The 23,218-nt window shown below is 70.9% G+C and carries 22 protein-coding genes; 11 read left to right on the top strand and 11 right to left on the bottom strand.

Translation table 11 applies throughout. The features are described 5' to 3' along the window. Positions 1 to 42: 42 nt before the first annotated feature. The 3 genes from HNR51_RS00730 to HNR51_RS00720 form a co-directional block, all read right to left on the bottom strand. Positions 43 to 996 carry a hypothetical protein gene (locus tag HNR51_RS00730; RefSeq protein WP_182553693.1) on the bottom strand — a complete coding sequence of 318 codons (954 nt, stop codon included), beginning with the start codon at positions 994 to 996 and terminating at the stop codon, positions 43 to 45. Positions 997 to 1,236: 240 nt separating this feature from the next. Beyond that, positions 1,237 to 1,983 carry a TerC family protein gene (locus tag HNR51_RS00725; protein ID WP_182553692.1) on the bottom strand — a complete coding sequence of 249 codons (747 nt, stop codon included), beginning with the start codon at positions 1,981 to 1,983 and terminating at the stop codon, positions 1,237 to 1,239. Positions 1,984 to 1,998: 15 nt separating this feature from the next. Then, positions 1,999 to 2,925, bottom strand: a complete 927-nt coding sequence (locus HNR51_RS00720) for a lipid kinase (protein ID WP_182553691.1) — start codon at positions 2,923 to 2,925, stop codon at positions 1,999 to 2,001. Positions 2,926 to 3,519: 594 nt separating this feature from the next. Between HNR51_RS00720 and HNR51_RS00715 the strand changes: the two genes are divergently transcribed. Together HNR51_RS00715 and HNR51_RS00710 are read left to right on the top strand one after the other, a co-directional pair. After that, positions 3,520 to 4,356 (top strand): hypothetical protein, encoded by an 837-nt coding sequence (locus HNR51_RS00715; protein WP_182553690.1) that lies wholly within the window; start codon positions 3,520 to 3,522, stop codon positions 4,354 to 4,356. Positions 4,357 to 4,511: 155 nt separating this feature from the next. After that, positions 4,512 to 5,804 carry a thermonuclease family protein gene (locus tag HNR51_RS00710; RefSeq protein ID WP_182553689.1) on the top strand — a complete coding sequence of 431 codons (1,293 nt, stop codon included), beginning with the start codon at positions 4,512 to 4,514 and terminating at the stop codon, positions 5,802 to 5,804. Positions 5,805 to 5,819: 15 nt separating this feature from the next. Here HNR51_RS00710 and HNR51_RS00705 read toward each other — a convergent pair whose 3' ends face one another. The 7 genes from HNR51_RS00705 to HNR51_RS00675 all read right to left on the bottom strand — a co-directional run bounded on the left by HNR51_RS00705 (position 5,820) and on the right by HNR51_RS00675 (position 10,723). Continuing rightward, entirely contained in the window at positions 5,820 to 6,710 is an 891-nt protein-coding gene (locus HNR51_RS00705; RefSeq protein WP_182553688.1) for an acid phosphatase, read from the bottom strand. Between the two features lie 159 nt (positions 6,711 to 6,869). Next, the gene (locus tag HNR51_RS00700; RefSeq protein WP_239681649.1) at positions 6,870 to 7,742 is read right to left on the bottom strand and encodes an alpha/beta fold hydrolase; all 873 of its coding nucleotides are present in this window, start codon (positions 7,740 to 7,742) and stop codon (positions 6,870 to 6,872) included. A gap of 8 nt (positions 7,743 to 7,750) precedes the next feature. Beyond that, positions 7,751 to 8,047 (bottom strand): helix-turn-helix domain-containing protein, encoded by a 297-nt coding sequence (locus tag HNR51_RS00695; protein ID WP_141951051.1) that lies wholly within the window; start codon positions 8,045 to 8,047, stop codon positions 7,751 to 7,753. 29 nt (positions 8,048 to 8,076) lie between these two features. Beyond that, a complete protein-coding gene (locus HNR51_RS00690; protein ID WP_239681650.1) occupies positions 8,077 to 8,340 on the bottom strand; it encodes a type II toxin-antitoxin system RelE/ParE family toxin in 264 nt (87 codons plus the stop codon). Positions 8,341 to 8,512: 172 nt separating this feature from the next. Beyond that, entirely contained in the window at positions 8,513 to 9,355 is an 843-nt protein-coding gene (gene dapD / locus HNR51_RS00685) for a 2,3,4,5-tetrahydropyridine-2,6-dicarboxylate N-succinyltransferase (protein WP_012453576.1), read from the bottom strand. 68 nt (positions 9,356 to 9,423) lie between these two features. Then, positions 9,424 to 9,903 carry a Crp/Fnr family transcriptional regulator gene (locus tag HNR51_RS00680; RefSeq protein ID WP_012453575.1) on the bottom strand — a complete coding sequence of 160 codons (480 nt, stop codon included), beginning with the start codon at positions 9,901 to 9,903 and terminating at the stop codon, positions 9,424 to 9,426. A 133-nt stretch (positions 9,904 to 10,036) separates the two neighbouring features. Then, the gene (locus HNR51_RS00675; RefSeq protein WP_012453574.1) at positions 10,037 to 10,723 is read right to left on the bottom strand and encodes a response regulator transcription factor; all 687 of its coding nucleotides are present in this window, start codon (positions 10,721 to 10,723) and stop codon (positions 10,037 to 10,039) included. Between the two features lie 291 nt (positions 10,724 to 11,014). On the opposite strand from HNR51_RS00675, the gene HNR51_RS00670 reads away from it, so the two are divergent. After that, positions 11,015 to 11,608, top strand: coding sequence for a L,D-transpeptidase family protein (locus HNR51_RS00670; RefSeq protein WP_182553686.1), 594 nt, complete (start codon positions 11,015 to 11,017; stop codon positions 11,606 to 11,608). 23 nt (positions 11,609 to 11,631) lie between these two features. Here the strand turns inward: HNR51_RS00670 and HNR51_RS00665 are convergent, their stop codons facing one another. Beyond that, the gene (locus HNR51_RS00665; RefSeq protein WP_182553685.1) at positions 11,632 to 12,366 is read right to left on the bottom strand and encodes a YggS family pyridoxal phosphate-dependent enzyme; all 735 of its coding nucleotides are present in this window, start codon (positions 12,364 to 12,366) and stop codon (positions 11,632 to 11,634) included. A gap of 111 nt (positions 12,367 to 12,477) precedes the next feature. On the opposite strand from HNR51_RS00665, the gene HNR51_RS00660 reads away from it, so the two are divergent. The 8 genes from HNR51_RS00660 to HNR51_RS00625 all read left to right on the top strand — a co-directional run bounded on the left by HNR51_RS00660 (position 12,478) and on the right by HNR51_RS00625 (position 23,177). Next, positions 12,478 to 13,566, top strand: a complete 1,089-nt coding sequence (locus tag HNR51_RS00660) for a DUF1963 domain-containing protein (protein WP_182553684.1) — start codon at positions 12,478 to 12,480, stop codon at positions 13,564 to 13,566. Between the two features lie 113 nt (positions 13,567 to 13,679). After that, on the top strand, positions 13,680 to 16,307 hold the full coding sequence (gene leuS, locus HNR51_RS00655) for a leucine--tRNA ligase (RefSeq protein ID WP_182553683.1): 2,628 nt from the start codon (positions 13,680 to 13,682) through the stop codon (positions 16,305 to 16,307). A gap of 77 nt (positions 16,308 to 16,384) precedes the next feature. Next, a complete protein-coding gene (gene mnmE / locus HNR51_RS00650; protein WP_182553682.1) occupies positions 16,385 to 17,719 on the top strand; it encodes a tRNA uridine-5-carboxymethylaminomethyl(34) synthesis GTPase MnmE in 1,335 nt (444 codons plus the stop codon). 583 nt (positions 17,720 to 18,302) lie between these two features. Then, positions 18,303 to 18,569 carry a DUF6894 family protein gene (locus HNR51_RS00645; RefSeq protein ID WP_012453568.1) on the top strand — a complete coding sequence of 89 codons (267 nt, stop codon included), beginning with the start codon at positions 18,303 to 18,305 and terminating at the stop codon, positions 18,567 to 18,569. A gap of 219 nt (positions 18,570 to 18,788) precedes the next feature. After that, positions 18,789 to 20,663, top strand: a complete 1,875-nt coding sequence (gene mnmG / locus HNR51_RS00640) for a tRNA uridine-5-carboxymethylaminomethyl(34) synthesis enzyme MnmG (protein WP_182553681.1) — start codon at positions 18,789 to 18,791, stop codon at positions 20,661 to 20,663. A gap of 91 nt (positions 20,664 to 20,754) precedes the next feature. Continuing rightward, positions 20,755 to 21,390, top strand: a complete 636-nt coding sequence (gene rsmG, locus HNR51_RS00635; RefSeq protein ID WP_182553680.1) for a 16S rRNA (guanine(527)-N(7))-methyltransferase RsmG — start codon at positions 20,755 to 20,757, stop codon at positions 21,388 to 21,390. Next, positions 21,387 to 22,247 (top strand): ParA family protein, encoded by an 861-nt coding sequence (locus HNR51_RS00630; protein ID WP_182553679.1) that lies wholly within the window; start codon positions 21,387 to 21,389, stop codon positions 22,245 to 22,247. Before rsmG ends, HNR51_RS00630 begins: the two co-directional genes overlap by 4 nt. A gap of 33 nt (positions 22,248 to 22,280) precedes the next feature. Beyond that, positions 22,281 to 23,177 (top strand): ParB/RepB/Spo0J family partition protein, encoded by an 897-nt coding sequence (locus HNR51_RS00625; RefSeq protein ID WP_182553678.1) that lies wholly within the window; start codon positions 22,281 to 22,283, stop codon positions 23,175 to 23,177. Positions 23,178 to 23,218 lie beyond the last annotated feature (41 nt).

The raw sequence follows: 23,218 nt of genomic DNA, 5'->3' as shown, positions 1-23,218 counted from the left end.
CACCTCAGGACGGGGTTGAATGTCGGAGGAGCGATCCCGCGCTCAGCCGCTGCGCCCGGCTTCCGCGCCGAGACCGCGCTGCGCCTTGGAGCGCAGGCGCTTGTTCTGGAAGACCAGCGTGATCGTGGCGCCGCTGTCGCGGTCCGTCCAGAGATAGGTCTCGAACGTGCCGAGCCCGGGGATCGTCGCGGTGGCGTCGATGGCGCCGCGGCAGCCGAGCAGGCCTTCGACCTCGGGAAGACGCATCTCGGCCTGGAGCAGCTCGAAGGTGCCGAGGCTCATGGGGCACTGCGTCCGCTCCGTCTGCGGCCGGTGGGCGGCGACCGCCGGATGGGGCGGTACGGCCGGTGCCGGCTCGGCGGCCGCCGGCCGTGCAGGGAAGGTTCGGCCGGGCGGCGCGTCATCCCACGCCCCGGGGAATGCGGCCGGCATCGCGGGGACCGGGTGCGACGGGTCCGTCTGCGGCTCGCCAAAGGGTGCCGGGACGGGTCGCGGTCCGATCGGGGTGCCGCCGCTCCGCAGGGCAGGGGTGAAGGCTTGGCCCTGGCGCAGCCGAGAGGGCCCGGACGGGGCGTCGCCACGACCGGATCCGTGCGGCGCCCGCTCCTCGCCCGCCTCGAGGGGCGCGCGGGCAAGCCCGACGACGATGGCTCGGCGCAGTGCCGCGTCCAGGCCGCGCAGATCATGGGCGAGGCGCTCGCTCCGCCCGGTGCCCGCTGGTCCCGAGCGGATCTCACAGGCGGCGAAGGTGGCGAGGGCGTCCTGGATCTCGCCCTCGGTCCACGCCCCGGCCGGCTTGCCGAACAAGTCGCCTCCGCCCTGCGGCACAGCCGGTATTGCGACGGCGCCGAACTGGCCGAGCCGTTCCTCCGCGAGGGCACGGTGCGCGCCGCAGCCGCCGGCCGCCGCGAGCGCCGCACGGAACGGCGAGGGTGCGGCGGCAAGGGCGGAGCCACACGCGGCGGCGAGCACGGCCGGCGCGAGAAGGAAGCGCATGAAAGGGTCGCCTGAACTCAGGTCAATCGACCCATGCGACCGCTTCGGCGTCAACAGACCATTACTGCGCCGGCGGGAGCCGCCGACCTTCTGCCGCGATGCTTTCCCGTCCGTTGGCTCATTCGCTCGGATCGACGCAGCCGGTCCCGCACGGTCCCTCCGCCGCGGATCCTGGCACCGCGCGGACGACAGACCGCCCTCCCCGCGCCGAGATGGTTTTCACGGGAAAACTGCCGCGCTTCAGTTCATCGCCGTCGACGACCGTGCCCGCCTGCGGCGCCGGGCCAGCATGTTGAGGCCCTCGACGCCGGCCGAGAAGGCCATGGCGGTGTAGATGTAGCCCTTCGGCACATGCGCCCCGAACCCCTCGGCCAGCAGCGTCATGCCGATCATGATGAGGAAGCCGAGCGCCAGCATCACCACGGTGGGGTTGGCGGCGATGAAGCGCGAGAGCGGGTCGGCGGCGATCAGCATCACGGTCACGGCGGTGACGACGGCGATCACCATGATCGGCACGTGCTCGGTCATGCCGACGGCGGTGATGATCGAATCGATCGAGAAGACGAGGTCGAGGATCAGGATCTGGCCGATGGCGGCACCGAAGCCGATCGCCGCCCGGCCGACCGGCTTCTCCTCCGGGCTCGGATCGACGCTGTGGTGGATCTCCTTGGTCGCCTTCCACAGGAGGAACAGGCCGCCCGCGATCAGGATGAGGTCGCGCCAGGAGAAGCCTTTGCCGAACACCTCGAAGACCGGCTCGGTCAGGTGGACGATCCAGGCCACGGTACCGAGCAGCGCCAGCCGCAGGATCAGCGCCAGCCCGATGCCGATCCGCCGGGCCCGGCTCTGATGCTCCGGCGGCAGCTTGTTGGTGAGGATCGAGATGAAGATCAGGTTGTCGATGCCGAGGACGACCTCCATCACCACGAGGGTGGCGAGGGCGGCCCAGGCGGTGGGATCGGCGGCGAGCTGAAACAGGCTGTCCACGGGGCAATCCGTCGATCAGAAGGGGAGAGGGAAGCGGCTCCTGCCGCCGGGGGCGGCATCCGGCGGCGCCAGCACGCGCACCGCCTTCGGCACCACCTTGAAATGGGCCGGTGTCCAGGTGGTCAACTCGCCGTCGGTGTTGACCGCCCGCGGCTTGCGGGTCGTCAGCACCAGCTCGGTGGTCTCGAAGGCGCGCACATCCGCCGCCTTGCCGTGGGTGCCGCGGCGCAAGGCCGGCAACAGCGCGATCAGCCGCCACCAATGGGCGACCTCCAGGCTGTAGAAATCGAGCCGCCCGTCATCGACGGTGGCGTCCTCCTGCACGGTCATGCCGCCGCCGTAATGGCGCCCGTTGCCGACGGAGGCCTGGATCGTCGTCACCTTCTCGACCTTGCCGTCATGCTCGATCGTGACGGTGAAGGGACGGGCGCGGCGCAGCAGGCGGATCGCGGCGATGGCGTAGCCGACCGTCCCCCAGGACTTCTTCGCCTCCGCCGTCAGCTCGCTGGCGAGGTCCGCGGAGAAGCCGACACTCGCCACATTGAAATAGTAGTGTCCGTTGACCCAGCCGAGATCGATCGCCTTTTCCGGCGCCGTGGGGATCAGCTGCGCGGCGGCCTCCGGCTCGAGGGGAAGGCCCAGCGAGCGGGCGAGGTCGTTGGCGGTGCCGAGCGGCAGGATTCCGAAGGGCAAACCCGTCTCGACCAGGGCCGAGGCCGCCGCGTTCATGGTGCCGTCGCCGCCGCCGAGGACGACGAGATCCACCGATCCGGCATGGCGCCCGATCACCTCGGTGCAATCCTTGCTGTTCTCGGGCTCGATCAGCTCGAGGCCCCCGTCGCGCAGGATCGTGCGGATCGCGTCGAGCGGCGCGGATCCGCTGCGCGCCTTTCCGTTCACGAGGAGGAGGGCCCGACGCGCCGTCTTGGGGGTCGCGCTCAAGCCGCCGCTCCGTTCTTCTCGGGACGGAACAGGGAAACCAGCATGGCCGGCAAACGATGACCCTCACGCTTCCGCGCCGCGTTCGCGCCAGCGGTGATGGGAGTCCGACATCACGGTCGACGCCTCGACCGTCAGAGGGGCCCGGACCCGTCTTCGGCGGCCCCCCGAGCCGCGGCTGGACCGGGCTCGGCTGGAATGGCCCGGCCTGCCGCGGCGGGCGGGCAGGACGAGCCGGGACCGTCACGCTCAAGGTGGGCACTTCCCGCCCAATGGCAAGGGCACCGCAGGTGAACGCCTCGTGAGGGCGCCTCCTGCCGTTGCCTGATCGCCGGGGATGACGGGGGAACGGCAGGCGGGACAACGGGGGTAACGGGCGTTCCCGCCGGGCGCCGGTCGCGCGGGTGCCCGGTTCGGTGTAGGGGACGGGGCCGGTGGCCGAAAAGCGTGGAACCGTAGCGGTGCCGTCACGCGTTCCGTCCCACCGGACCGCCTCCCGCGGAACGCCCGCTGCCGTCACCCGTCCGCGGTGAGAGCGACGGTCACCGGGGTTTTTCGCGAGGCACCTTCAGGCCTGCTCGCCCGATCGGTCACGTCATGCGCCCCGTCCTGTTTCTGACCTTCCTCCTCTCGTCGGCCTGCGCGACCGGGGCCGCCTTGGCCCAGCAGGGATCGAACTGGGTCGATCCACCGGCCAAATCCGGCGCGTCCGGCGGCAGCGAGCGAGCAAAGCCGACCACGAAGGCACCGCCCCGCTTCGAGGCCGAGCCGGAGGCGGCCTCCCGCGCGCATCGCGCGGCCGCGTCGTCCGCCGCCCGGCGGGAGTCACGCCGTCAGGATCAGGCCCGCCAGGAGAACGCGCGTCAGGAGCACGCGCGTCAGGATCGCAGCCGCGCCGCGGAGATGCGCCGCGCCCGCCGGGCCGCCATCCGCGAGCGGGCCCGCGCCGAGAACGACGCCAACCTCGCCCGCGCCGAGCGCCCTGCCCCGCCGCCCGCGCGGATGAGCCGGGCCGAGCCGGATCCGCGCTTTTCCGACTGGGCCGTCACGGCGCGGCGCCTGAGCCTCGACTATCTCGACAGCGTGTCGGCGCCCAACGGCGCGGCCCTGGCCGCCGCGCCGCGCTTCTACGGCGGCTCGGTCCGATTCCACGGCCGGACCTTGTCCATCGGCGCGCTGATGGCCGAGAAGCGGAACTTCATGCGGCGCTGGCCCGAGCGGCACTACGAGCCGCAGGGTGAGCCGCGGGTCGCCTGCGACGGTGCGAGCGCCACCTGCCTCGTGCGCGTCGTTCACGATTTCACGGCGGTGAGCCCGGCCCGCGGCGCGCGCTCGCAGGGCGTCGCCGAACTCACCCTGACGGTGAGCTTCGCCAATGGAGCCCCGGTCATCGTGTCCGAGGCGAGCCGCGTCCTGAGCCGGGCAGGGGCGTGAGCACGGGGCTTGAAACGAGCCGCACCCGGACGGGATCAGCCGCCGCATCGACCGGATACTCTGGCCGGTCCATGCTGTAGAAGCACCGGAGACACACCGGACGGACGCTGCCTCGGGGGCGCGTCCGCGACGAACGAGAACAGGGCATCGCGCGCGTGAAGGGATCGGCAAAGGCCGCAGGCCGGAGCAAGGACGAGACGGCGGCCCCGCCGGAGGCGCCGGTCTCCGAGGACGATCGCCGGATCCGCGCACTGATCCTGGCGGAACTCGACCGGCGCGGGGCCCGGCCGGTGGCGCGCCGGACCCTGGCGCTGATCGCCGAGGGGTTCGTCGAACCCGCCGACGGGGTGCCCGGCTACCGCATCGTCGACCGGACCGGCGCGGTACGCCTGCGGGGCGAGGGCGTGGCCGGTGTGCCGCTGACCCTGCACGACCTCGTCGAGGAGCTTCGCGCGCAGCACGCGCCGCTGTTCCTCCCCCCTGCCCCCGAACCGGAGCCGGAGCCCACCCGCGACACCATCGCCGATGTGCGGGCCGCGGGCGCCCGCTTCGTGGAGACGCAATCGGCGCTGGCCCGCTCCCTGGCGAACAGCTCGGCCGAGCGCAGCCGCGCCCTGGCCAGCGCCGCGAGCGAGACCGTCGAGGGCTGGCGCAGCCGGCTCGCCGAGCGCCTGAAGGCACGGCCGCGCCCTGCGGCAGCCGGGGCCTCCCTCGATCCGGCCGAGCCGGCGCCGAATGCGGCGGAGCGTCTGGCCGAGGCCCGCGCCCGGGTCGGTGAGGGGTGGCGCCGCGTGGCCGGCGGGCTTCAGCCCGGCCAGACGGCGACCCGGCTGCGCGACCGCGTGGAGGATGTGCTGGCCGCCGGCAGCCGCCGGCCGGTCGCGCTGATGGCGCTCGGCGCCGTGGCGGGCGCGGCCCTCGTCGCCGCGCTCTCCTTGAGCGGACGCGATGCGGAGGAGACCGGGCGCCCGGCTCAGCAGATTGCCGAGGCGCCGCCGCAGACGGCGCCGGCCGAATCACCGCCGGCCGCGGGCCCCGCTCCGGCCGAGGAAGCGGCGCCCGACGCCTCCACGGACATGCCGCCCGCGGAAACCGAACGGCCGCCCGAGCCGGAGCCGCCGCGCAAGGGCGGCAACGCCATCGTCGGCGTGCCGGAGGTGATCGACACGGCGACGCTGCGGGTGGGCGGCAAGGTGGTGCGCCTGTTCGGCGTCGAGTGGGTCCGCGGCGGCCAGGCCGACGAACTGAGCAAGTATCTGCGCAAGCGCTCCGTGACCTGCCAGCCCGCCCCCGGCAGCAGCGCGCATATCTGCACCGTCGAGGGGCGCGATCTCTCCGAGGTGGTGCTGTTCAACGGCGGCGGCCGAGCCTCGTCCGAAGCCACGCCGGATCTCGTCGCGGCCGAGGACCACGCCCGCACCGAGCGGCTCGGCGTCTGGAAGCGCTGAGGCGGACGGACGTCGTCAGAGCAGGGGCTGGCGCGCCGCGGCCTCCTCGCGGGCGCAGAGCGTCGGGTCGGGCTTCGCCCCCTCCCCGCTCAGCGCGCGCGTCAGGTCGGCACGGGCGCGCTCCAGATCGGCGCGGAAGCCGGGTTCGGCGAGCAGCACCGCCATCAGCGCCGAGGCGCCGGTCCGCGCGGCCTCGACGTCGCTGAGCCAGTGGACGCCGCAGACGACCCGGCTCTCGCCGTAGAGCCGGCTGCGCACGAGGAACTGCGTCGCCTTCTCCGGCATCAGGCTCGCCATGATCAGCCCGTAGGCCCAGCCCTGGCTGGCATGGCCGGAGGGATAGCTGAAGCTGTCGGCGAGTTCGGGGGTGCGGGCGACGCAGATCGGCGCCTCGTTGCCGACGAAGGGGCGCAGGCGGCGGTAGCGCCGCTTGGCTGTGCGGGTGGCGCGGGCGATGTCGATGCGGGCGCGGTCGAGGAGCCGCATCAGATCGGGCACGCGCGTCTGGTCGATGCGCTGCCCGAGGACGCAGGCATAGTCCTCCAGAAGCGCGGCGCCCCCATCGGCGACGTCGTTGGTGGCGAGCGCCCAGCGCGGGCTGCCCTCGAAGGCGCGGGTCGCGTTGTAGACCGCCCGGTCCGCGGCCTCCGCCGCCGAGTGGCCCGCGGGCGGCGGCGGCAGGATCGCCACGAGATTCGGTGTCGCCTCCTCGCTCAGATAGCCCTTCGGGGCGGCGGCCGCGAGCTTGTCCTTCTCCAGGGATGGGGCGGAGGCCGGACCGGGCGCCGCCGGGCCGGACGGCCCGACCGGCTCGGCGCGGAGGGGCAGGATCGGGAGCGGCCCGGCAGCGAGGATCAGTGTCAGCAGGGCGGCGAGGCGCACCGGCGCACGGGTCGGGCGGAGCATCGGACGAGCAGCTTTCGAGAGCCGGAGGGAAGGATCGGAGCAACGGAGCGGAGGCCGGGCATCAGTCTCGAACCGATGCTCCGGGTCTGTCTAGAAGGGACGTGCGACAGACGCGTCACAGTCCCCTCCCCTGTCAGCCCTCGTCCATTCGAGGCCGGGTCAGGCCGCCCGGATCGCGGCGGCGATGTCGCGGGGAAACTCCTCGTGGGCGCTCAACGCACCGGGCACGGGGGCGGAGGCGACCCGGCCCGTGCCGATCAGCGCATCCATCTCGGCGCCCGAGCGGCGCGGCGCTCCTTCGGGGCGCAACACCTGCACCGGCGGAAGGCGGTCGTCGAACAGGGCGAGGAAGTCGGCGCGGGACGCGGCCGGATCGAGCCCGCCGGTCACGAAGGCCGCCGTGCCGAACCGGCCGCGGCTCTGACGGGTGATCCGGTGCTTGGCGGCGATGACGGCGGGCGTGACATGCGCCGGCTCGGCATAGACGTGGGCGCGCATCATCCGCCCGATGATCGGCGGGCTGATGTTGATCCGGTAGAGCGCCTCGCCGAGGAGCGGCATTTCCACCGCCCGGCGGATCCGGCCGAACCACGCCGCGCGCTCCGGCCCCATCGCCGTCGGCAGCGGCCCGCGCCAGGTCGGCGCCACGAGCACCAGCCGCGCGAAGGCGCCGGGATGACGCTGCGCCGCCGCGACGAGGTAGGGGGCGGCGTGGCCGGCGGCGACGCCCAGGGCGTAGGGGCCGGGGGCGGCCGCCAGCAGCGCGTCGAGGAAGGCGTGCAGGTTGGCCGGGTTCAGCGGCAGCCGCGCCCGCGGATGGGCGCCGAAGCCCGGCCAGTCGGGCACGAGGCAGCGATACGTCTGCCCGAGTTCACGGGCGAGGGGCAGCATCTCCTCGCGGGCCGAGATCGAGGAGAGGGCGGGCAGGAGCAGGGCCGGCGCGCCCTCCCCGATCTCGGCGCAGGGCGTCGCCACCCGGTGGCCCGCGACGGTGAGGTCGAGGATCTTGGCCTGATCGTGCGATACGTCCACTCTGGGCCTCACGCGGTTTCCAGGGCTCGCCGCACGACTTCAGGTTCGCGGCTGATGACTGTGAGATAAGCCTGCATCGCGGGATCGAGCTGCGCCCTGCCCTGCTCCAGGTCACGCACGATTTCGACCGGAACACGGTAGCGGGCAGCGAAGGCATCTTGAGTCAGGCCGAGCGATTCGCGGATCAACCGCACGTCGATTGCGAGCGGACGATGCACGACGTAACTGTTAGGCTCCGCCTCGCCTCGTGCGATGGCGACAGCTTCGTGGGCGGCCTGGATCAGACGCTGACCGAAATCCGTCATGGCCTTGTCTCCCGACCTGAGATGTCTCTTCATTCCCGTGACGAGGAGCCGCCCGCGCGAATCCTGCTGGCCACGCCTTGTCGATACGCCTCCGCGAGGGTCCCGACGACGGCACGAAGAACGTTCCGCTCGGCCTGACTGATATCCGCGCGTTGCCCCTTTGAAACAAGGGCGAGGAGGAACACCGGCACGTCGGCCGCTGCATAGTAGCTGATAATGCGATAACCGCCGGACTTGCCCCTGCCCTTGCCGGCGATCCTGACTTTGCGAAGGCCGCCGGTTCCAGGGATCACATCTCCGGCCGCAGGATTGATGCGATGGCAAGTACGATCGCGGCTCGCTCCTCGTCGGTGACACCGGCCGACTATGCATCGCTCAGATAAGTCGGCGTTTCGATGACCGCGTGCATCCATGCGATGGATGCACGCGGTGGGCACCGTGTTCAAGCGGCTTCGCAGGAGAGAATCAGGTCCGCAGCAGCTCGTTGATGCCGGTCTTGGCGCGGGTGCCGGCATCGACGCGCTTGACGATCACGGCGCAGTAGAGGCCGGGGCCGGGGGTGCCGTCGGGCAGCGGCTTACCGGGGGTCGTGCCGGAGACGACCACGGAGTAGGGCGGCACGCGGCCGTAGAAGGTCTCGCCCGTGGTGCGGTCGATGATGCGAGTCGAGGCGCCGATATAGACGCCCATCGACAGGACCGAGCCCTCGCCGACGATCACGCCCTCGGCGACCTCGGCGCGGGCGCCGATGAAGCAGTTGTCCTCGATGATGACCGGGTTGGCCTGGAGCGGCTCCAGCACGCCGGCGATGCCCGCCCCGCCGGAGATGTGGCAGTTCTTCCCGACCTGGGCGCAGGAGCCGATCGTCACCCAGGTGTCGACCATGGTGCCCTCGCCGACATGGGCGCCGAGATTGATGAAGCTCGGCATCAGCACCGCGCCGGGCGCGATGTAGGAGCCGCGGCGCACGAAGCAGCCCGGCACGGCGCGGAAGCCCGCGGCGCGGAACTCGGTCTCGCCCCAGCCGGAGAACTTCGAGGGCACCTTGTCCCACCACGCGGAGGAGCCGGGCCCGCCCTCGATCGGCACCATGTCGTTGAGGCGGAAGGAGAGCAGCACCGCCTTCTTGAGCCACTGGTTGACCTGCCAGGCGTCTCCCGCCTTCTCGGCGACGCGAGCCTTGCCGGAATCGAGCAGGTTCAGCGCCTCGTCCACCGCCTCGCGCACGGCGCCGGTGGTCGCGGTCGAGATCCCGGCGCGCTCTTCCCAGGCGGCTTCGATGGTCTGTTCGAGATTGGCGTATGACATCGAGTTTTCCGGACTGTTCGGGCGCAGGCGATTGAGAGGGTCGTGCTTACAAAAGCCGTCCGGTCCTGTCACCGTTTGCGTGGCGCGAGGCCCACAAGCCGCTCGCGCACACCGGACAGGCCGCGCACGAGGTCGAGGAGTTCCTCGCTCATGCCGCCGTGGATCGCCGCCGCCGCATCGGGGAACTCGCGCAGGACGCGGCTCATCACGGACGGGGTCACGCGCATCACCTCCGAGGCCTCCCGCGCCCGGGCATCGGCCGGCCGGGCGACCGACCGGAACAGGGCGTTGCGCCCGATCACGCCGGAGCGGGAGACCGTGACCGGCGCCGCATCGGCCGCGCTATCGGCCCGGAACGGAATGAGTTCGATGGTGCCGGACATCACGACATAGCCGCCGTCGGAGGGCTCTCCGCGGGCGAACAGCAGCTCGCCCTCCCCCAGGAGTCGGCGGTCACCGGCGAAGCTGAGCAGGCGCAGGGCGTCGCGCTCGAACAGCTCGAACACCGGCGCCGCGGCGAGGATCGCGATGTCGTCGTCGAGCCCCAACGCCTGTCCGCCCCTCGGCCGCGATCCACCCTGTCATCGAGGGGCCGAGCTTAGCCGATGCGCAAGCGCTGCGATACGCTGCTCGGCCGTGGGCTGTGCGCGGAGGTGGATAGCACCCGCCCGGGGAGGCGGATCAGGGCAGCAGCTTGTAGCCGCCGCCCTCGGTGACGAGGATCGCGGCCACCGCGGGGTTCGGCTCGATCTTCTGGCGCAGCCGGTAGATGTGCGTCTCCAGGGTGTGGGTGGTGACGTGGGCGTTGTAACCCCACACCTCCGCGAGCAGCGTGTCGCGTCCCACCACCTCGCGCCCGGCCCGATAGAGATAGCGCAGGATCGCCGTCTCCTTCTCGGTGAGCTTCAGCTTGGAGCCGCGCTCGCCCACCAGCAGCTTGGCACCGGGGCGGAAGGTGTAGGGGCCGATGCGGAACACCGCGTCCTCGCTCGCCTCGTGCTGGCGCAGCTGCACCCGGATGCGGGCGAGCAGCACGGCGAACTTGAACGGCTTGACCACATAGTCGTTGGCGCCCGCCTCCAGGCCCTCGACCATGTCGTCGTCGGATTCCTGGGCCGTCAGCATGATGATCGGGCCGCGGTAGCCGTTGCGGCGCAGGGTCCGCACCGCCTCGCGCCCGTCCATGTCGGGGAGGGCGACGTCCATCACGACGAGATCGACCGGCTCCTGCGCGACGCGGCTCAGGGCGCCCTCCGCCGTCGGTTCGCCGATGACGGAGAACTCGTCATAGGCGTCGATCTGCTCCGTCAATGCCTCACGCAGGGCGTCGTCGTCGTCGCAGACGAGGAGGCAATAAGGGTTGGACATCGACGCAGAGGCTCTCGACAGGCTTTGCGGCCACCTGGACTTCGCACAAGAAACAGGCAGGCAGCCAAGACATTTTCATGGCGGCACGCCGATCCGAATAGGCATACCGCCCATTGGCTGGCCGCGGACGGGAACCCGCACGGCCCCGCCTGACGACAAACCTAGTTCGTTTTACGCGCCGGGAAATCCGGATTGCGCGCTTATGCAGAATTATCGCCATGTTCCACCTTTCTCTGCCGCGACATGACGTCAGACTGGGCGTGGAACCGGTGGGTTTGGGACAGATCGGCAATGCGGCGTCTTCAGACAGCGAAGCGGAACGGAGCCGGGGCGAGCGGGCAGGGCGGGCGATCCGGCGTCCTCAGCCTGCTGCGGGTCCGTCCCCTGCCGGGTGATCCGACGCGCGGCACGCTGATCGCGGGCGGGGCCGTCATTTCCTGCGCGCTGGGCCGCGCCGGCATCACTGCGCGCAAGCGCGAGGGGGACGGGGCGTCGCCGCGGGGCGTCTTCCGCCTGCGCGGCGGCTTCTATCGCCCCGACCGCTTTCCCGTCCGCCCGGTGAGTGCGCTGCCCCTGCGGGCGACGCGACCCGACGACGGCTGGTGCGATGCGCCGCAGGACCGTCGCTACAACCGGCCGATCCGGCTGCCGAGCACGGCCGCCAGCGCCGAGCAGCTCTGGCGCGACGACGGACTCTACGATCTCGTGATCGATCTCGACTACAACCGCGGCCCGATCCGGCCGGGGCGGGGCTCGGCGATCTTCCTGCATATCGCCCGCAGCGGCTACCGCCCGACGGAGGGTTGCGTCGCGCTGAAACCCGCCGACCTGCTGCGCCTGCTCCGCCGCCTCGGGCCGCGGACCCGGATGAAGATCGGGCGCTGACGCCGCCTGGACCGCGCGCCGGCTCAGCCGCGCTTCGCCCGTCGACCGAAGATCGCCGTGCCGACACGGACATGAGTGGCGCCCATCTGAATCGCCGCGGGAAAATCGGCGCTCATGCCCATGGACAGCATGGACAGGCCGTGGCGCTCGGCGATGCGGGCGAGCAGGGCGAAATGGGGGGAGGGCGGATCCTCGGCCGGCGGGATGCACATCAGGCCATGGATGGCGAGGCCATGCGTTTCGCGGCATTCCGAGAGGAGTACGTCCACCTGATCGGGGGCGACGCCCGCTTTCTGCGCCTCGTCGCCGGTATTGACCTGAATCAGCAGCTTGGGCGCCCGGCCGCTCCGCTCGATCTCCTTGGCGAGCGCCGCAGCGAGCGACAGCCGGTCAAGGGAGTGGATCACGTCGAACAATTCGACCGCCTCGCGCGCCTTGTTCGACTGGAGCGGGCCGACGAGGTGCAGTTCGACATCGGGAAAGCGCGCCTTCAGCGCCGGCCACTTCGCCTTCGATTCCTGCACGTAGTTCTCGCCGAAGAGGCGCTGGCCCGCCGCCAGAGCCGGCAGGATGCCCTCGGCCGGCACCGTCTTCGAGACGGCGACGAGGTGGACGCCACCGGGATCGCGTTCGTTGTCCTCCGCCGCCCGGCGGATCTGCGCGTGCACCTCCGCGAGACCGGCGGCGACGTCGGCTTCCCCGACCGGCGGCTTGTCGTCGAGGGTCGGGCTGTGAGCGGTGTCGGACTGGTCGGTCATGGGCCCTCCTTGCGGCGGCGCTGCCGGGACTTCAAGGGCGGCCGCGCCTTTCCCGGATCCCTGCCCGCGATATGCTGGCCTCTCCCGAGGCAAACGGAGAAGCCCCGCCCGATGTTCGATACGCCCGCCGACGCCCAGGCCCAACTTGCCCCGTACTTCTCGCGTCCGCAGGTGGAGATGATCGTCGGGGCGCTCGAGCCGGCCCTCGTGTTCCGCCCGCTGCCGAGAGACAAGGCGGGTGACAGAGCAGAGGGCAGGGAAAGCCTCGGCGGCACGCGGATCGGCGGGACACCAGACCTTCCGCCGGGTCTCGCATGGCCGCGCCGGGCCAATCCGGCCGATGGGGAAGCCATTGCCGGGCGCGGCAACGCGGAGGCCGGGGAGGCAATGCGACGGCATTTCCGCAAGGAATTGCCCTACGCCTTCTTCGCACAGGTCGACCTCGGCGAAGCGGCGCGCCAAGCGAGGGGACAGAACACGCCCGCCGCCGCCCTGCCGGGGCAGGGCCGGCTCCTGTTCTTCTACGATCTCACCGCCGGCCCCTGGGACAACGGCACCGGATCCGCCCGGGTGATCTGGGACGAGAGCCCGCGCGAGAGCCTCGTGGTCCAGGCCATGCCGCCCGATCTTGCAAGGGCGGCCGAGGCACACCGGGCGGAGATCGCGACGGTGAACCGGGCGTTCAAGCTGCCGCTCCCGAAGCCTGATTCCGGCACGCCCTATGGCGGCCCGGCGCGGCCGGTGCGCCTCCACGCCACTCTGCGCCCGCCGGCCGTCGAGAGCCTGGAGATGGAGGCACGGCCGGCCCTGAAGGCGGCGCTGGCCCGCGATGACGACGAGGCGGGCTTTCGAGACGCGTATCAGGATCTCTTCGCGAAAGCATTCGACAGCTATCACGGCGTCGCCAATGCGGGCCGGCGCAACCAGCTCCTCGGCTCACCGCTGCCGGAGCAGAGCGACCCGCGCTTCGAGGCGGAGGTCGTCACCCGCTTCGGGGTGCAGCATCTCGACCGGGACCGGATCGCGGCGCACCGGGCCGAGATCGAGGCCGGCCAACGGACTTGGCGCCTGCTCCTGCAGATCGATGTCGGCGACTTCCTGCAGGCGGACGGGGAGGGCACCGTCTACTTCCTGATCCGCGACACCGACCTCTCGGAACGCCGCTTCGACCGGGTGGTGGCCGTCTACCAGCAGACCTGAGCCGCACCGATCGTTGACCCGCACGCCTCCGGATATGCTACGTGCCGGGCTTCCGGCTCCCGCGGCACCGTCGCGCGGCCTGCCCCCTTCTTCCGCTGATCCCGGCGCCCACGATGACCGATTCCGCACAGCCCCTTCCGACGGCGCAAGAGCGCCAGCACGAGCGCTACAACGCCAAGGACGCCGAGCCGCGCTGGCAGCAGGCCTGGGACGCGGCCAAGCTGTTCGAGACCAAGAACGACGATCCGCGCCCGAAATACTACGTGCTGGAGATGTTCCCCTATCCCTCGGGGCGCATCCATATCGGTCACGTGCGCAACTACGCCATGGGCGACGTGGTGGCCCGCTACAAGCGCGCCAAGGGCCACAACGTGCTGCACCCGATGGGCTGGGACGCCTTCGGCCTGCCGGCCGAGAACGCGGCCATGGAGCGCAAGGTCAACCCGCGGGACTGGACCTACGCCAACATCGCCACCATGCGCGGGCAGCTCCACAGCATGGGCCTGTCGCTGGACTGGAGCCGGGAGATCGCGACCTGCGATCCCGGCTACTACAAGCACCAGCAGCGGATGTTCCTCGACTTCCTGGCCAAGGGGCTCGTCACCCGCCGCACGGCGAAGGTGAACTGGGATCCCGTGGATCACACCGTGCTCGCCAATGAGCAGGTGATCGACGGGCGCGGCTGGCGCTCGGGCGCGCTGGTGGAGCAGCGCGAGCTGACCCAGTGGTTCTTCAAGATCACCGATTTCGCCCAGGATCTGCACGACGCCCTCGACGGGCTGGAGCGCTGGCCGGAGAAGGTGCGGCTGATGCAGCGCAACTGGATCGGCCGCTCGGAAGGGTTGGAGGTGCGCTTCGCCCTGACCCAGCCGTTCGCCGGCACGGACGAGCTGACGGTCTACACCACCCGGCCCGACACGCTGTTCGGCGCCAAGTTCCTGGCGATCTCCGTCGATCACCCGCTGGCGAAGGCGCTGGCCGAATCCGGCCCGAGGGCGGCGGAGTTGCAGACCTTCGCGGAGGAGTGCCGCCGCATCGGCACGGCACAGGAGGCGATCGACACCGCCGAGAAGCTCGGTTTCGACACCGGGCTCACCGTGCGCCACCCGCTCGATCCGTCCTGGGCGCTGCCGGTCTTCGTCGCGAACTTCGTGCTGATGGAATACGGCACCGGCGCCGTGTTCGGCTGTCCCGCCCACGACCAGCGCGACCTCGACTTTTCCAACAAGTACGGGCTCGGCAACACGCCGGTGGTCTGCCCCGAGGGGCAGGACCCGGCGACCTTCGTCATCACCGACACCGCCTATGACGGTGACGGGCGGATGATCCATTCGCGCTTCCTCGACGGCATGACCACGGACGAGGCGTTCAAGACCGTCGCCGACCGGCTGGAGAGCGAGATGCTGGCGGGCGCCCCCGTCGCGCGCCGAAAGGTGCAGTTCCGCCTGCGCGACTGGGGCGTCTCGCGTCAGCGCTACTGGGGCTGCCCGATCCCGATCATCCACTGCGACGCCTGCGGCCCCGTCCCGGTGCCGGTGGACGATCTGCCGGTGAAGCTGCCCGACGAGGTCTCGTTCGACCAGCCCGGCAACCCGCTGGAGCGCGACCATGCGTGGCGGCAGGTGCCGTGCCCGCGCTGCGGTCAGGCGGCCCGGCGCGAAACCGACACCATGGACACCTTCGTCGATTCGTCCTGGTACTATGCCCGCTTCACCGCCCCCTGGCTCACGGACGCGCCGACCGACCGCAAGACCGTCGATCACTGGCTCGCGGTCGACCAGTATATCGGCGGCGTCGAGCACGCGATCCTGCACCTGCTCTACTCGCGCTTCTTCATGCGGGCGATGCAGGCGACCGGCTGGGCCGGCGTGTCGGAGCCGTTCGCCGGCCTGTTCACGCAGGGCATGGTCGTCCACGAGACCTACAAGGATCCGGCCGGCGCCTGGGTGCCGCCCGCCGAGATCCGCTTCGAAGCCCAGGGCGGGGAGCGCAAGGCATTTCACGTGAAAACCGGCTTGGCCGTTGAGATCGGCCCAACGGAGAAGATGTCGAAGTCGAAGAAGAATGTCGTCGATCCCGACGACATCATCGCCAGCTACGGCGCCGACACTGCCCGCTGGTTCATGCTCTCCGACTCGCCGCCCGAGCGCGACGTGATCTGGACGGAGGAGGGGGTGCAGGGTGCCGCACGCTTCGTCCAGCGTGTCTGGCGTCTGGTCCACGGCGCGGCGGCCGCGAACGGGCCCGGCGGCACGGCCGACGCCACCCTGCGCAAGGCCGCCCACAAGGCGCTGGCCGCGGTCGGCGAGGACATCGAGCGCCTGCGCTTCAACCGCTGCGTCGCCCACATCTACACCCTCGCCAACGCCCTCGACGAGGGTCTGCGCGGCGGCGCCTCGACGGCGGCGGCAGGCGAGGCGGCCCGTATCCTCGTGCAGCTCATCGCGCCGATGATGCCGCATCTGGCCGAGGAGTGCTGGCGCCTGCTGGGCGGGGAGGGACTCGTCGCCGAAGCCTCCTGGCCGGTCGCCGATCAGGCCCTGCTGGTCGAGGACGAGATCACCCTGCCGGTCCAGATCAACGGCAAGAAGCGGGCGGACGTGACCGTGCCGCGCGATGCCGACGCCAAGGCGGTCGAGGCAGCGACGCTCGCCCTTGAGCCGGTGCAGCGCGCCCTCGAAGGCCGTGCCCCGAAGAAGATCATCGTCGTGCCGGGGCGGATCGTGAACCTGGTCGTGTGACCGCCCGCTCGAAGCGATCGTATTGAAGCGCCGGCCCCTCCTCCCCCGGGGAGGCCGGCGGGACGGACCGCGAGACCATGACCGACGCCCTCCCCGTCCGTGAGGAGACCATCTTTGCCCCGGCGAGCGGCTTCGGCCGCGCGGCGGTGGCGGTGGTGCGCGTCAGCGGGCCGGCGGCGGGGCCGGCGCTCGATCAGCTGGCCGGCGGACGTCCGGAGCCGCGCCGCCTCTCCCTGCGCCGCCTGCGCGATCCCGGGACCGGAAACATCCTCGATCAGGCGCTCGTCGCGTGGCTGCCGGGCCCCGCCACCGCGACCGGCGAGGACATGGCCGAGCTGCATCTCCACGGCGGTCTTGCCGTGCGTGCCGCCGTACTCCGGGCGCTGGGACGGGTGCCGGGATGCCGGCCGGCGGAGGCCGGAGCGTTCAGCCGCCGCGCCTTCCTCAACGGGCGGATCGACCTGACCGAAGCCGAGGGCATCGCCGATCTCATCGACGCCGAGACCGAGGCGCAGCGCGTCCAGGCCCTGCGCCAGCTCGACGGCGCCCTCGGCCGTCAGGTCGCCGCGTGGCGCGAGACCGGCATCGAATTGCTCGCCGGCGCGGAGGCCGCCCTCGACTTCGCCGACGAGGGCGATGTGGACGAGGACGGCCTCGACGCCGCCCTCGCCGGGCGCGCCGCGGCCCTGCGCGACGCGATCCGAGCGACGCTGGCCGACGGGCGCCGGGGAGAACGCCTGCGCGAGGGTTTCTGCGTGGTGCTGGCCGGGGCACCCAATGCCGGGAAATCCACGCTGCTCAACGCCCTGAGCGGGCGCGACGCCGCCATCGTCTCGGACATCCCGGGCACGACCCGCGACGCCATCGAAGTGCGCTGCGATCTCGGCGGTCTGCCGGTGGTTCTGGTCGATACGGCGGGCCTGCGGGAGACGGCGGATGTGATCGAAGCGGAGGGCGTGAAGCGGACGCACCACCGCATCCGCAGCGCCGACCTCGTGCTCCATCTTGTGCCGGCGGATGGTGAGGCCGGCCCCGAAGACTTTGCGGAGGTGCCCGTCCTGCGCGTCCGGACCAAGAGCGATCTTCCGTCCGGGGCTCCGGGGGAGGGCGGCCTTGCCGTCTCCGCCGTGACCGGGGCGGGGCTCGACGCCCTTCTCGATGCCATCCAGGGATCGGCGGCGTCTGCCCTCGGTGGAGATGATGCCCTCGTCACCCGCGAACGGCACCGGGAGGCGCTGTCGCGGGCGGCTGGGCATCTCGACCGCGTCGCGACCGCCCCCGCCGGCTTCCCGCCGGAACTGGTCGCGGAGGATCTGCGATTGGCCGTCCGCGCGCTCGGCGAAGTCGGCGGCCATGTCGGGGTCGAAGAGATGCTGGACCGCCTCTTCGCCGGTTTCTGCATCGGGAAATAGGGATGCGCCGCGCGAGCGCCTGAACACGGCGATTCGGTTTCCCTCGGCGATCCGAACGCCGATCCCCGCCCGCCGACGCACCGCGACCGCCCTGTCATGCCTGAGGGCGCGGCATCCACCCCGATCGAGCCCTTCGAGATCATTGCCAGGGCACGGGCGCGCCTGCACGTTCCAGGGGCTGCCGTCACTCGAAGGCCAAAAGCTCTGATCACCGTATTCGTGGATGCCGGCGCAGAGATGTCAGGCGGCGGGAAGCGATCTGAGCGACTTCGGCTCATTCTTCCGTCGACGCGGCAAACCTGCAACGCACTGCGCGATCCAACATGCAGAATAACGACAGCGATCTCGCCGAAATCTCTTCCAATCGCGCTTCCATACTCCCAACATGTCACGCCCGCATCGGCCATAATGCATGATTATACCTTCCGCCAAAGCATTCGCCGGTGAGCAGTTTTTGCCAGACAAGAGAGTGCGATCTCGACGATTGAGCAAAAAGTGCTCAATAAATTTTCCAAACTAGCCTTTATTCGCGCGGGGCCATCGGGCATGATTGCTGACTATACGCCCAACCTGCGAACGCAATATGCCAAAGTACTTCTTCAACGTGAACGACGGTCTCAACTTCGCGGATGACGAGGGACTGGACTGTGCCAGCCTCGACGTGGCCCTGCGCGAAGCCGTCCGCTACGCCGGCTCTCTCCTCAAGGAGTCGGGCGACCGTCTGCATCTCGGCGACACGTGGTCCCTGGAAGTGACGGAGGAGGCGACCGCTTCGGCCTTCTGCATCGATCTCCGGATTCGTCCCTGCCTCGCCTCGGCCGCCAAGGACGTCCGCTGGTCCGCCGCCTGAGCCGCTCTCACAGGAACGCCTACGACGCCGTCGGGGCCAGACACGACCCAGCCGAGAAGCGCGCGATTCATGCGGTTCCAAGAGCCGCGATGACGCGCCTTCCCGCCGCCTCGGCGCAAGACCTGCGCTGCCTTTCCGCTCAGCGCTTGTCCCGAGGTCGATGAGCCGGAGGCAAACGCCGCGTTGACCTTCTCGCCGGCCCGCGCGTAAGCACGGACCATGCACGCAGAGTCCACCCGTTACGACGTCATCGTCGTCGGCGGCGGTCATGCCGGCGTCGAGGCGGCCGCAGCGGCCGCGCGCGTCGGTGCCCGCACCGCACTGGTCACCCATCGGGCCGAGACCATCGGCACGATGTCCTGCAACCCGGCCATCGGCGGCCTGGGCAAGGGCCACCTTGTGCGCGAGGTCGATGCCCTCGACGGGCTGATGGCCCGCGTCGCCGACGCCGCCGGCATCCAGTTCCGCCTGCTCAACCGCCGCAAGGGACCAGCCGTGCGCGGCCCCCGCACCCAGGCCGACCGGGCACTCTATGCCCGTGCCATGCAGGCGGCGGTGGCGGAGACGCCCGGCCTCACCGTGATCGAGGGGGAGGCCGACGACCTCATCGTGGAAGCGGGCCGCGTGGCGGGCGCGATGCTCGCCGATGGGCGGCGCCTCGCGGCAGGGGCGGTGGTCATCACCACGGGCACCTTCCTGCGCGGGCTGATCCATATCGGCGAGCGGCAGATCCCCGCCGGCCGCGTTGGCGAGGAGCCGGCGCTCGGACTGGCCCGGACCCTCGACCGGCACGGCTTCCGCCTCGGCCGGCTGAAGACCGGCACGCCGCCGCGCCTCGACGGACGCACCATCGACTGGGCCGCGCTGGAGATGCAGCACGCGGATGCGGATCCGGTGCCGTTCTCGACCCTGACCGAGCGGATCACCACGCCGCAGATCGCCTGCGGCATCACCCGCACGACGCAACGGGTCCACGATCTGATCCGTGAAAACCTGCACCGCTCACCGATGTATTCCGGCGGCATCAGCAGCCGGGGCCCCCGCTACTGCCCCTCGATCGAGGACAAGGTCGTGCGGTTCGGCGACCGCGAGGGTCACCAGATCTTCCTTGAGCCCGAAGGTCTCGACGACCCGACGGTCTACCCGAACGGCATCTCGACCGCACTTCCCGAAGCGGTTCAGGCGGACATCATCGCCGCCATTCCGGGTCTCGAGCGCACCCGCATCCTGCGGCCCGGCTACGCCATCGAGTACGATTACGTCGATCCGCGCGAGCTCGATGCGACGCTCCAGACCAAGCGCCTGCCGGGCCTGTTCCTGGCCGGCCAGATCAACGGCACCACCGGCTACGAGGAGGCGGCGGGGCAGGGATTGGTCGCCGGGCTCAACGCGGCGCGGCTCGCAGGCGCGTCCGAACTGGCGGTCTTCGACCGGGCCGAATCCTATCTCGGCGTGATGATCGACGACCTCGTCACCCACGGGGTGAGCGAGCCCTACCGCATGTTCACCTCGCGTTCGGAGTACCGGCTGAGCCTGCGCGTCGACAATGCCGACGAGCGTCTCACGCCCCGCGGCGCGGCTTTGGACTGCGTCGGCTCGGTTCGCGCCGCGCATTTCGCCGCCTCGCAGGGGGCGCTCTCGAAGGCACGGGCCCGTCTCGACGCGTTGAGCCTGACGCCGAACGAGGCCGCCGCTCACGGCCTCGCCCTCAACCGCGACGGCCTGCGCCGCAACGCCTTCCAGCTCCTGTCCTATCCCGAGATCGGCTGGGACCGGCTCGCGGCGATCTGGCCGGACCTGGCGGCGGTGCCACCGCGGATCGCCGAGCGGCTGCAGACGGATGCGACCTACGCAGTCTATCTCGACCGGCAACAGGCCGACATCACCGCGTTCCGCCGCGACGAGGCCGTGCGCCTGCCGGCCGCCCTCGATTACGGCACGATTGCCGGCCTCTCGAACGAGATGCGGGTGAAGCTCGACGGCGTGCGTCCGACGACCCTGGGGCAGGCGGCGCGCATCGAGGGCGTCACCCCGGCCGCCCTGACCCTGCTCGCCGCCCATGCGCGCCGCGGCCGGACGCAGGCGACGGCGTGAGGGCGATGCGGATCTCGTCCCGAGAAAACCAGCCGGCCGACCACATCCGCCGGGCGGTCTACCAGCGACACGACGTGGACCATCGCGACGGATGAGCACTGATCTGCGCAGCCGTGTGCTCACCGAGCACAATGTTTCACGTGAAACAGCTCAGGCTCTCGACCTCTACGTTGCTCAGTTGACCCGCTGGCAAGCGGTGAAGAACCTGGTCGGCCCGGCAACACTGGCCGAGGTCTGGCAGCGTCACGTCGCCGACGCGCTGCAACTGCTGACCATCGCCCCGGAGGCACGGCGCTGGCTCGATCTCGGATCGGGCGCCGGCATTCCGGGCCTGATCCTCGCCATCGCCGGGAGGGGGCGCAGTGGCTTCCACGTCGAACTCGTCGAGAGCAATGCGCGCAAATGCGCTTTCCTCTCCGAGACCGCGCGCCTCACGGGCGCCCCGGTCACCGTGCACAACGCGCGCATCGAAGCGGTCATCGGACACCGCGCCGGCATCGACATCGTCTGTGCCCGTGCGCTTGCCCCGCTCACGCAACTGCTGGCGTGGAGCGAACCTTTGTTGACAAGCGGCACCGTCGGGCTGTTTCCGAAGGGCCGTGATGCAGCCGCGGAATTGACCGAGGCCGAGGATGCGTGGACATTCGCCCGCGACCTGATTCCGAGCCGCACCGACTCGCAGGCACGGATCGTGCGCGTCACGTCGCTTTCCCGCGTGGACCCATGACCGATTCATCCACGGCCGTCCCGGCCCAGGCGGCTCCTGCTCAAGCCAAACCGCTCCGCGTGCTCGCGCTCGCCAACCAGAAGGGCGGCGTCGGCAAGACGACCACGGCGATCAATCTGGGCACGGCGCTCGCCGCCATCGGCGAGCAGGTGCTGGTGATCGACCTCGACCCGCAGGGCAACGCCTCGACCGGCCTCGGCATCGACCGCCGCCGCCGCAAGGTCTCGACCTATCACGTCATGGCGGGCGAGGCGTCGCTGGCGGAGGCGATCACGCCGACGGCGGTACCGCGCCTTTCCGTGGCGCCCTCGACCATGGACCTGCTCGGACTCGAGCTCGAACTCGCGAGCGCGCCGGACCGGGCGCATCGCCTGCGCAACATCCTGCGCGAACTCACGACGCCGGAGGGGATCGAGCCCGTCAGCTACGTGCTGATCGACTGCCCGCCCTCGCTCAACCTGCTCACCATCAACGCGCTGGCCGCCGCCGACGCGGTAATGGTGCCGCTGCAATGCGAGTTCTTCGCCCTCGAAGGCCTGAGCCAGTTGCTGCGCACCGTCGAGCAGGTGCGCGGGGCGCTGAATCCCAAGCTCCAGATCCAGGGCGTCGTGCTGACCATGTACGACCCGCGCAACAACCTCTCGACCCAGGTCGTCGCCGACGTCCGCGGCTTCATGGGCGACAAGGTCTACGAGACCATGATCCCGCGCAACGTGCGCGTGTCGGAAGCGCCGTCGCACGGCAAGCCGGTGCTCCTCTACGACCTCAAATGCGCCGGCTCGCAGGCCTATCTGCGGCTCGCCTCGGAAGTGATCCAGCGCGAGGGCCGGGCGCCCCCGCCCGCGGCCGCCGCTTAAGTCATTCAAAGGTTTGGAGTTTAGATCGTGGCAATGGCGGATGATACGGCGCGGCCGCGGCTCGGGCGCGGTCTTGCGGCGCTGATCGGCGACTTTTCCGACGACGCGCCCGAGGAGGCGGCCCGTACCTCCGGCCACCCGCAACGCAAGGTGGCGGTGGAGTTCCTGCGCCCGAACCCGCGCAATCCGCGCCGCCGCTTCTCGGAACCGGAACTCGACGAACTGGCCGCCTCGATCCGCCAGCGCGGCGTGATCCAACCGATCGTCGTGCGCGCGCTCTCGGGCGTGCCTGGGACCTTCGAGATCGTGGCCGGCGAGCGGCGCTGGCGCGCGGCCCAGCGGGCGGGCCTCAACGAGGTGCCGGTGGTGGTCGTCGAGATCGACGACCGCACCTCGCTCGAATACGCGATCCTGGAGAACGTCCAGCGCGCCGACCTGAACGCCATCGAGGAGGCGTCGGGCTACGAGCGGCTGATGGGCGAGTTCAAGTACACGCAGGCCGAACTCGCCGACCTGCTCGGCAAGAGCCGCAGCCACCTCGCCAACACGCTGCGCCTGCTCCAGCTTCCGCCGGCGATTCAGGATCGGGTGATCGCCAGCGAGATCACCGCCGGCCATGCCCGCGCGCTTCTCTCCGTGCGCGATCCGGAGGCCGTGGCCCGCCGCATCGTGGCCGAGGGGATGTCGGTGCGCGAGGTCGAAGCGTTGGCCGCGGCCGAAGCCCCGCAGGACGACGCGCCCCGACCCGGCCGCCCGCGCCGCTCCGCCGAGGGCGACGCCGCCCTGCGCTCCCTGGAGGACGTGCTGGGCCGGGCGCTCGGCTACAGCGTCGCGGTGAAGGCCAAGGCGAGCGGGGAGGGCGAGATCCGCATCCGCTACGCCAGCGCCGAGGAGCGCGACGCGCTCTGCCGCAAGCTCGGCGGGGCCTGATCGATCCACGAACGGGACGGTGCGAGGAGGTCGGCGCCGCT

It is taken from the genome of Methylorubrum thiocyanatum (genome assembly GCA_014138645.1).
Lineage (GTDB): Bacteria > Pseudomonadota > Alphaproteobacteria > Rhizobiales > Beijerinckiaceae > Methylobacterium > Methylobacterium thiocyanatum.
Note: the sequence above shows the minus strand (reverse complement) of the source record. Positions and strands in the feature narration are given on the sequence as shown.

Coding starts and splice junctions, on each gene's coding strand:
- HNR51_RS00730 (WP_182553693.1), bottom strand. CDS start 996: ATGCGCTTCCTTCTCGCGCCGGCCGTGCTCGCCGCCGCGTGTGGCTCC.
- HNR51_RS00715 (WP_182553690.1), top strand. CDS start 3,520: ATGCGCCCCGTCCTGTTTCTGACCTTCCTCCTCTCGTCGGCCTGCGCG.
- HNR51_RS00705 (WP_182553688.1), bottom strand. CDS start 6,710: ATGCTCCGCCCGACCCGTGCGCCGGTGCGCCTCGCCGCCCTGCTGACA.
- HNR51_RS00695 (WP_141951051.1), bottom strand. CDS start 8,047: ATGACGGATTTCGGTCAGCGTCTGATCCAGGCCGCCCACGAAGCTGTC.
- dapD (WP_012453576.1), bottom strand. CDS start 9,355: ATGTCATACGCCAATCTCGAACAGACCATCGAAGCCGCCTGGGAAGAG.
- HNR51_RS00675 (WP_012453574.1), bottom strand. CDS start 10,723: ATGTCCAACCCTTATTGCCTCCTCGTCTGCGACGACGACGACGCCCTG.
- HNR51_RS00670 (WP_182553686.1), top strand. CDS start 11,015: ATGCGGCGTCTTCAGACAGCGAAGCGGAACGGAGCCGGGGCGAGCGGG.
- HNR51_RS00665 (WP_182553685.1), bottom strand. CDS start 12,366: ATGACCGACCAGTCCGACACCGCTCACAGCCCGACCCTCGACGACAAG.
- HNR51_RS00660 (WP_182553684.1), top strand. CDS start 12,478: ATGTTCGATACGCCCGCCGACGCCCAGGCCCAACTTGCCCCGTACTTC.
- leuS (WP_182553683.1), top strand. CDS start 13,680: ATGACCGATTCCGCACAGCCCCTTCCGACGGCGCAAGAGCGCCAGCAC.
- mnmE (WP_182553682.1), top strand. CDS start 16,385: ATGACCGACGCCCTCCCCGTCCGTGAGGAGACCATCTTTGCCCCGGCG.
- HNR51_RS00645 (WP_012453568.1), top strand. CDS start 18,303: ATGCCAAAGTACTTCTTCAACGTGAACGACGGTCTCAACTTCGCGGAT.
- mnmG (WP_182553681.1), top strand. CDS start 18,789: ATGCACGCAGAGTCCACCCGTTACGACGTCATCGTCGTCGGCGGCGGT.
- rsmG (WP_182553680.1), top strand. CDS start 20,755: ATGAGCACTGATCTGCGCAGCCGTGTGCTCACCGAGCACAATGTTTCA.
- HNR51_RS00630 (WP_182553679.1), top strand. CDS start 21,387: ATGACCGATTCATCCACGGCCGTCCCGGCCCAGGCGGCTCCTGCTCAA.
- HNR51_RS00625 (WP_182553678.1), top strand. CDS start 22,281: ATGGCGGATGATACGGCGCGGCCGCGGCTCGGGCGCGGTCTTGCGGCG.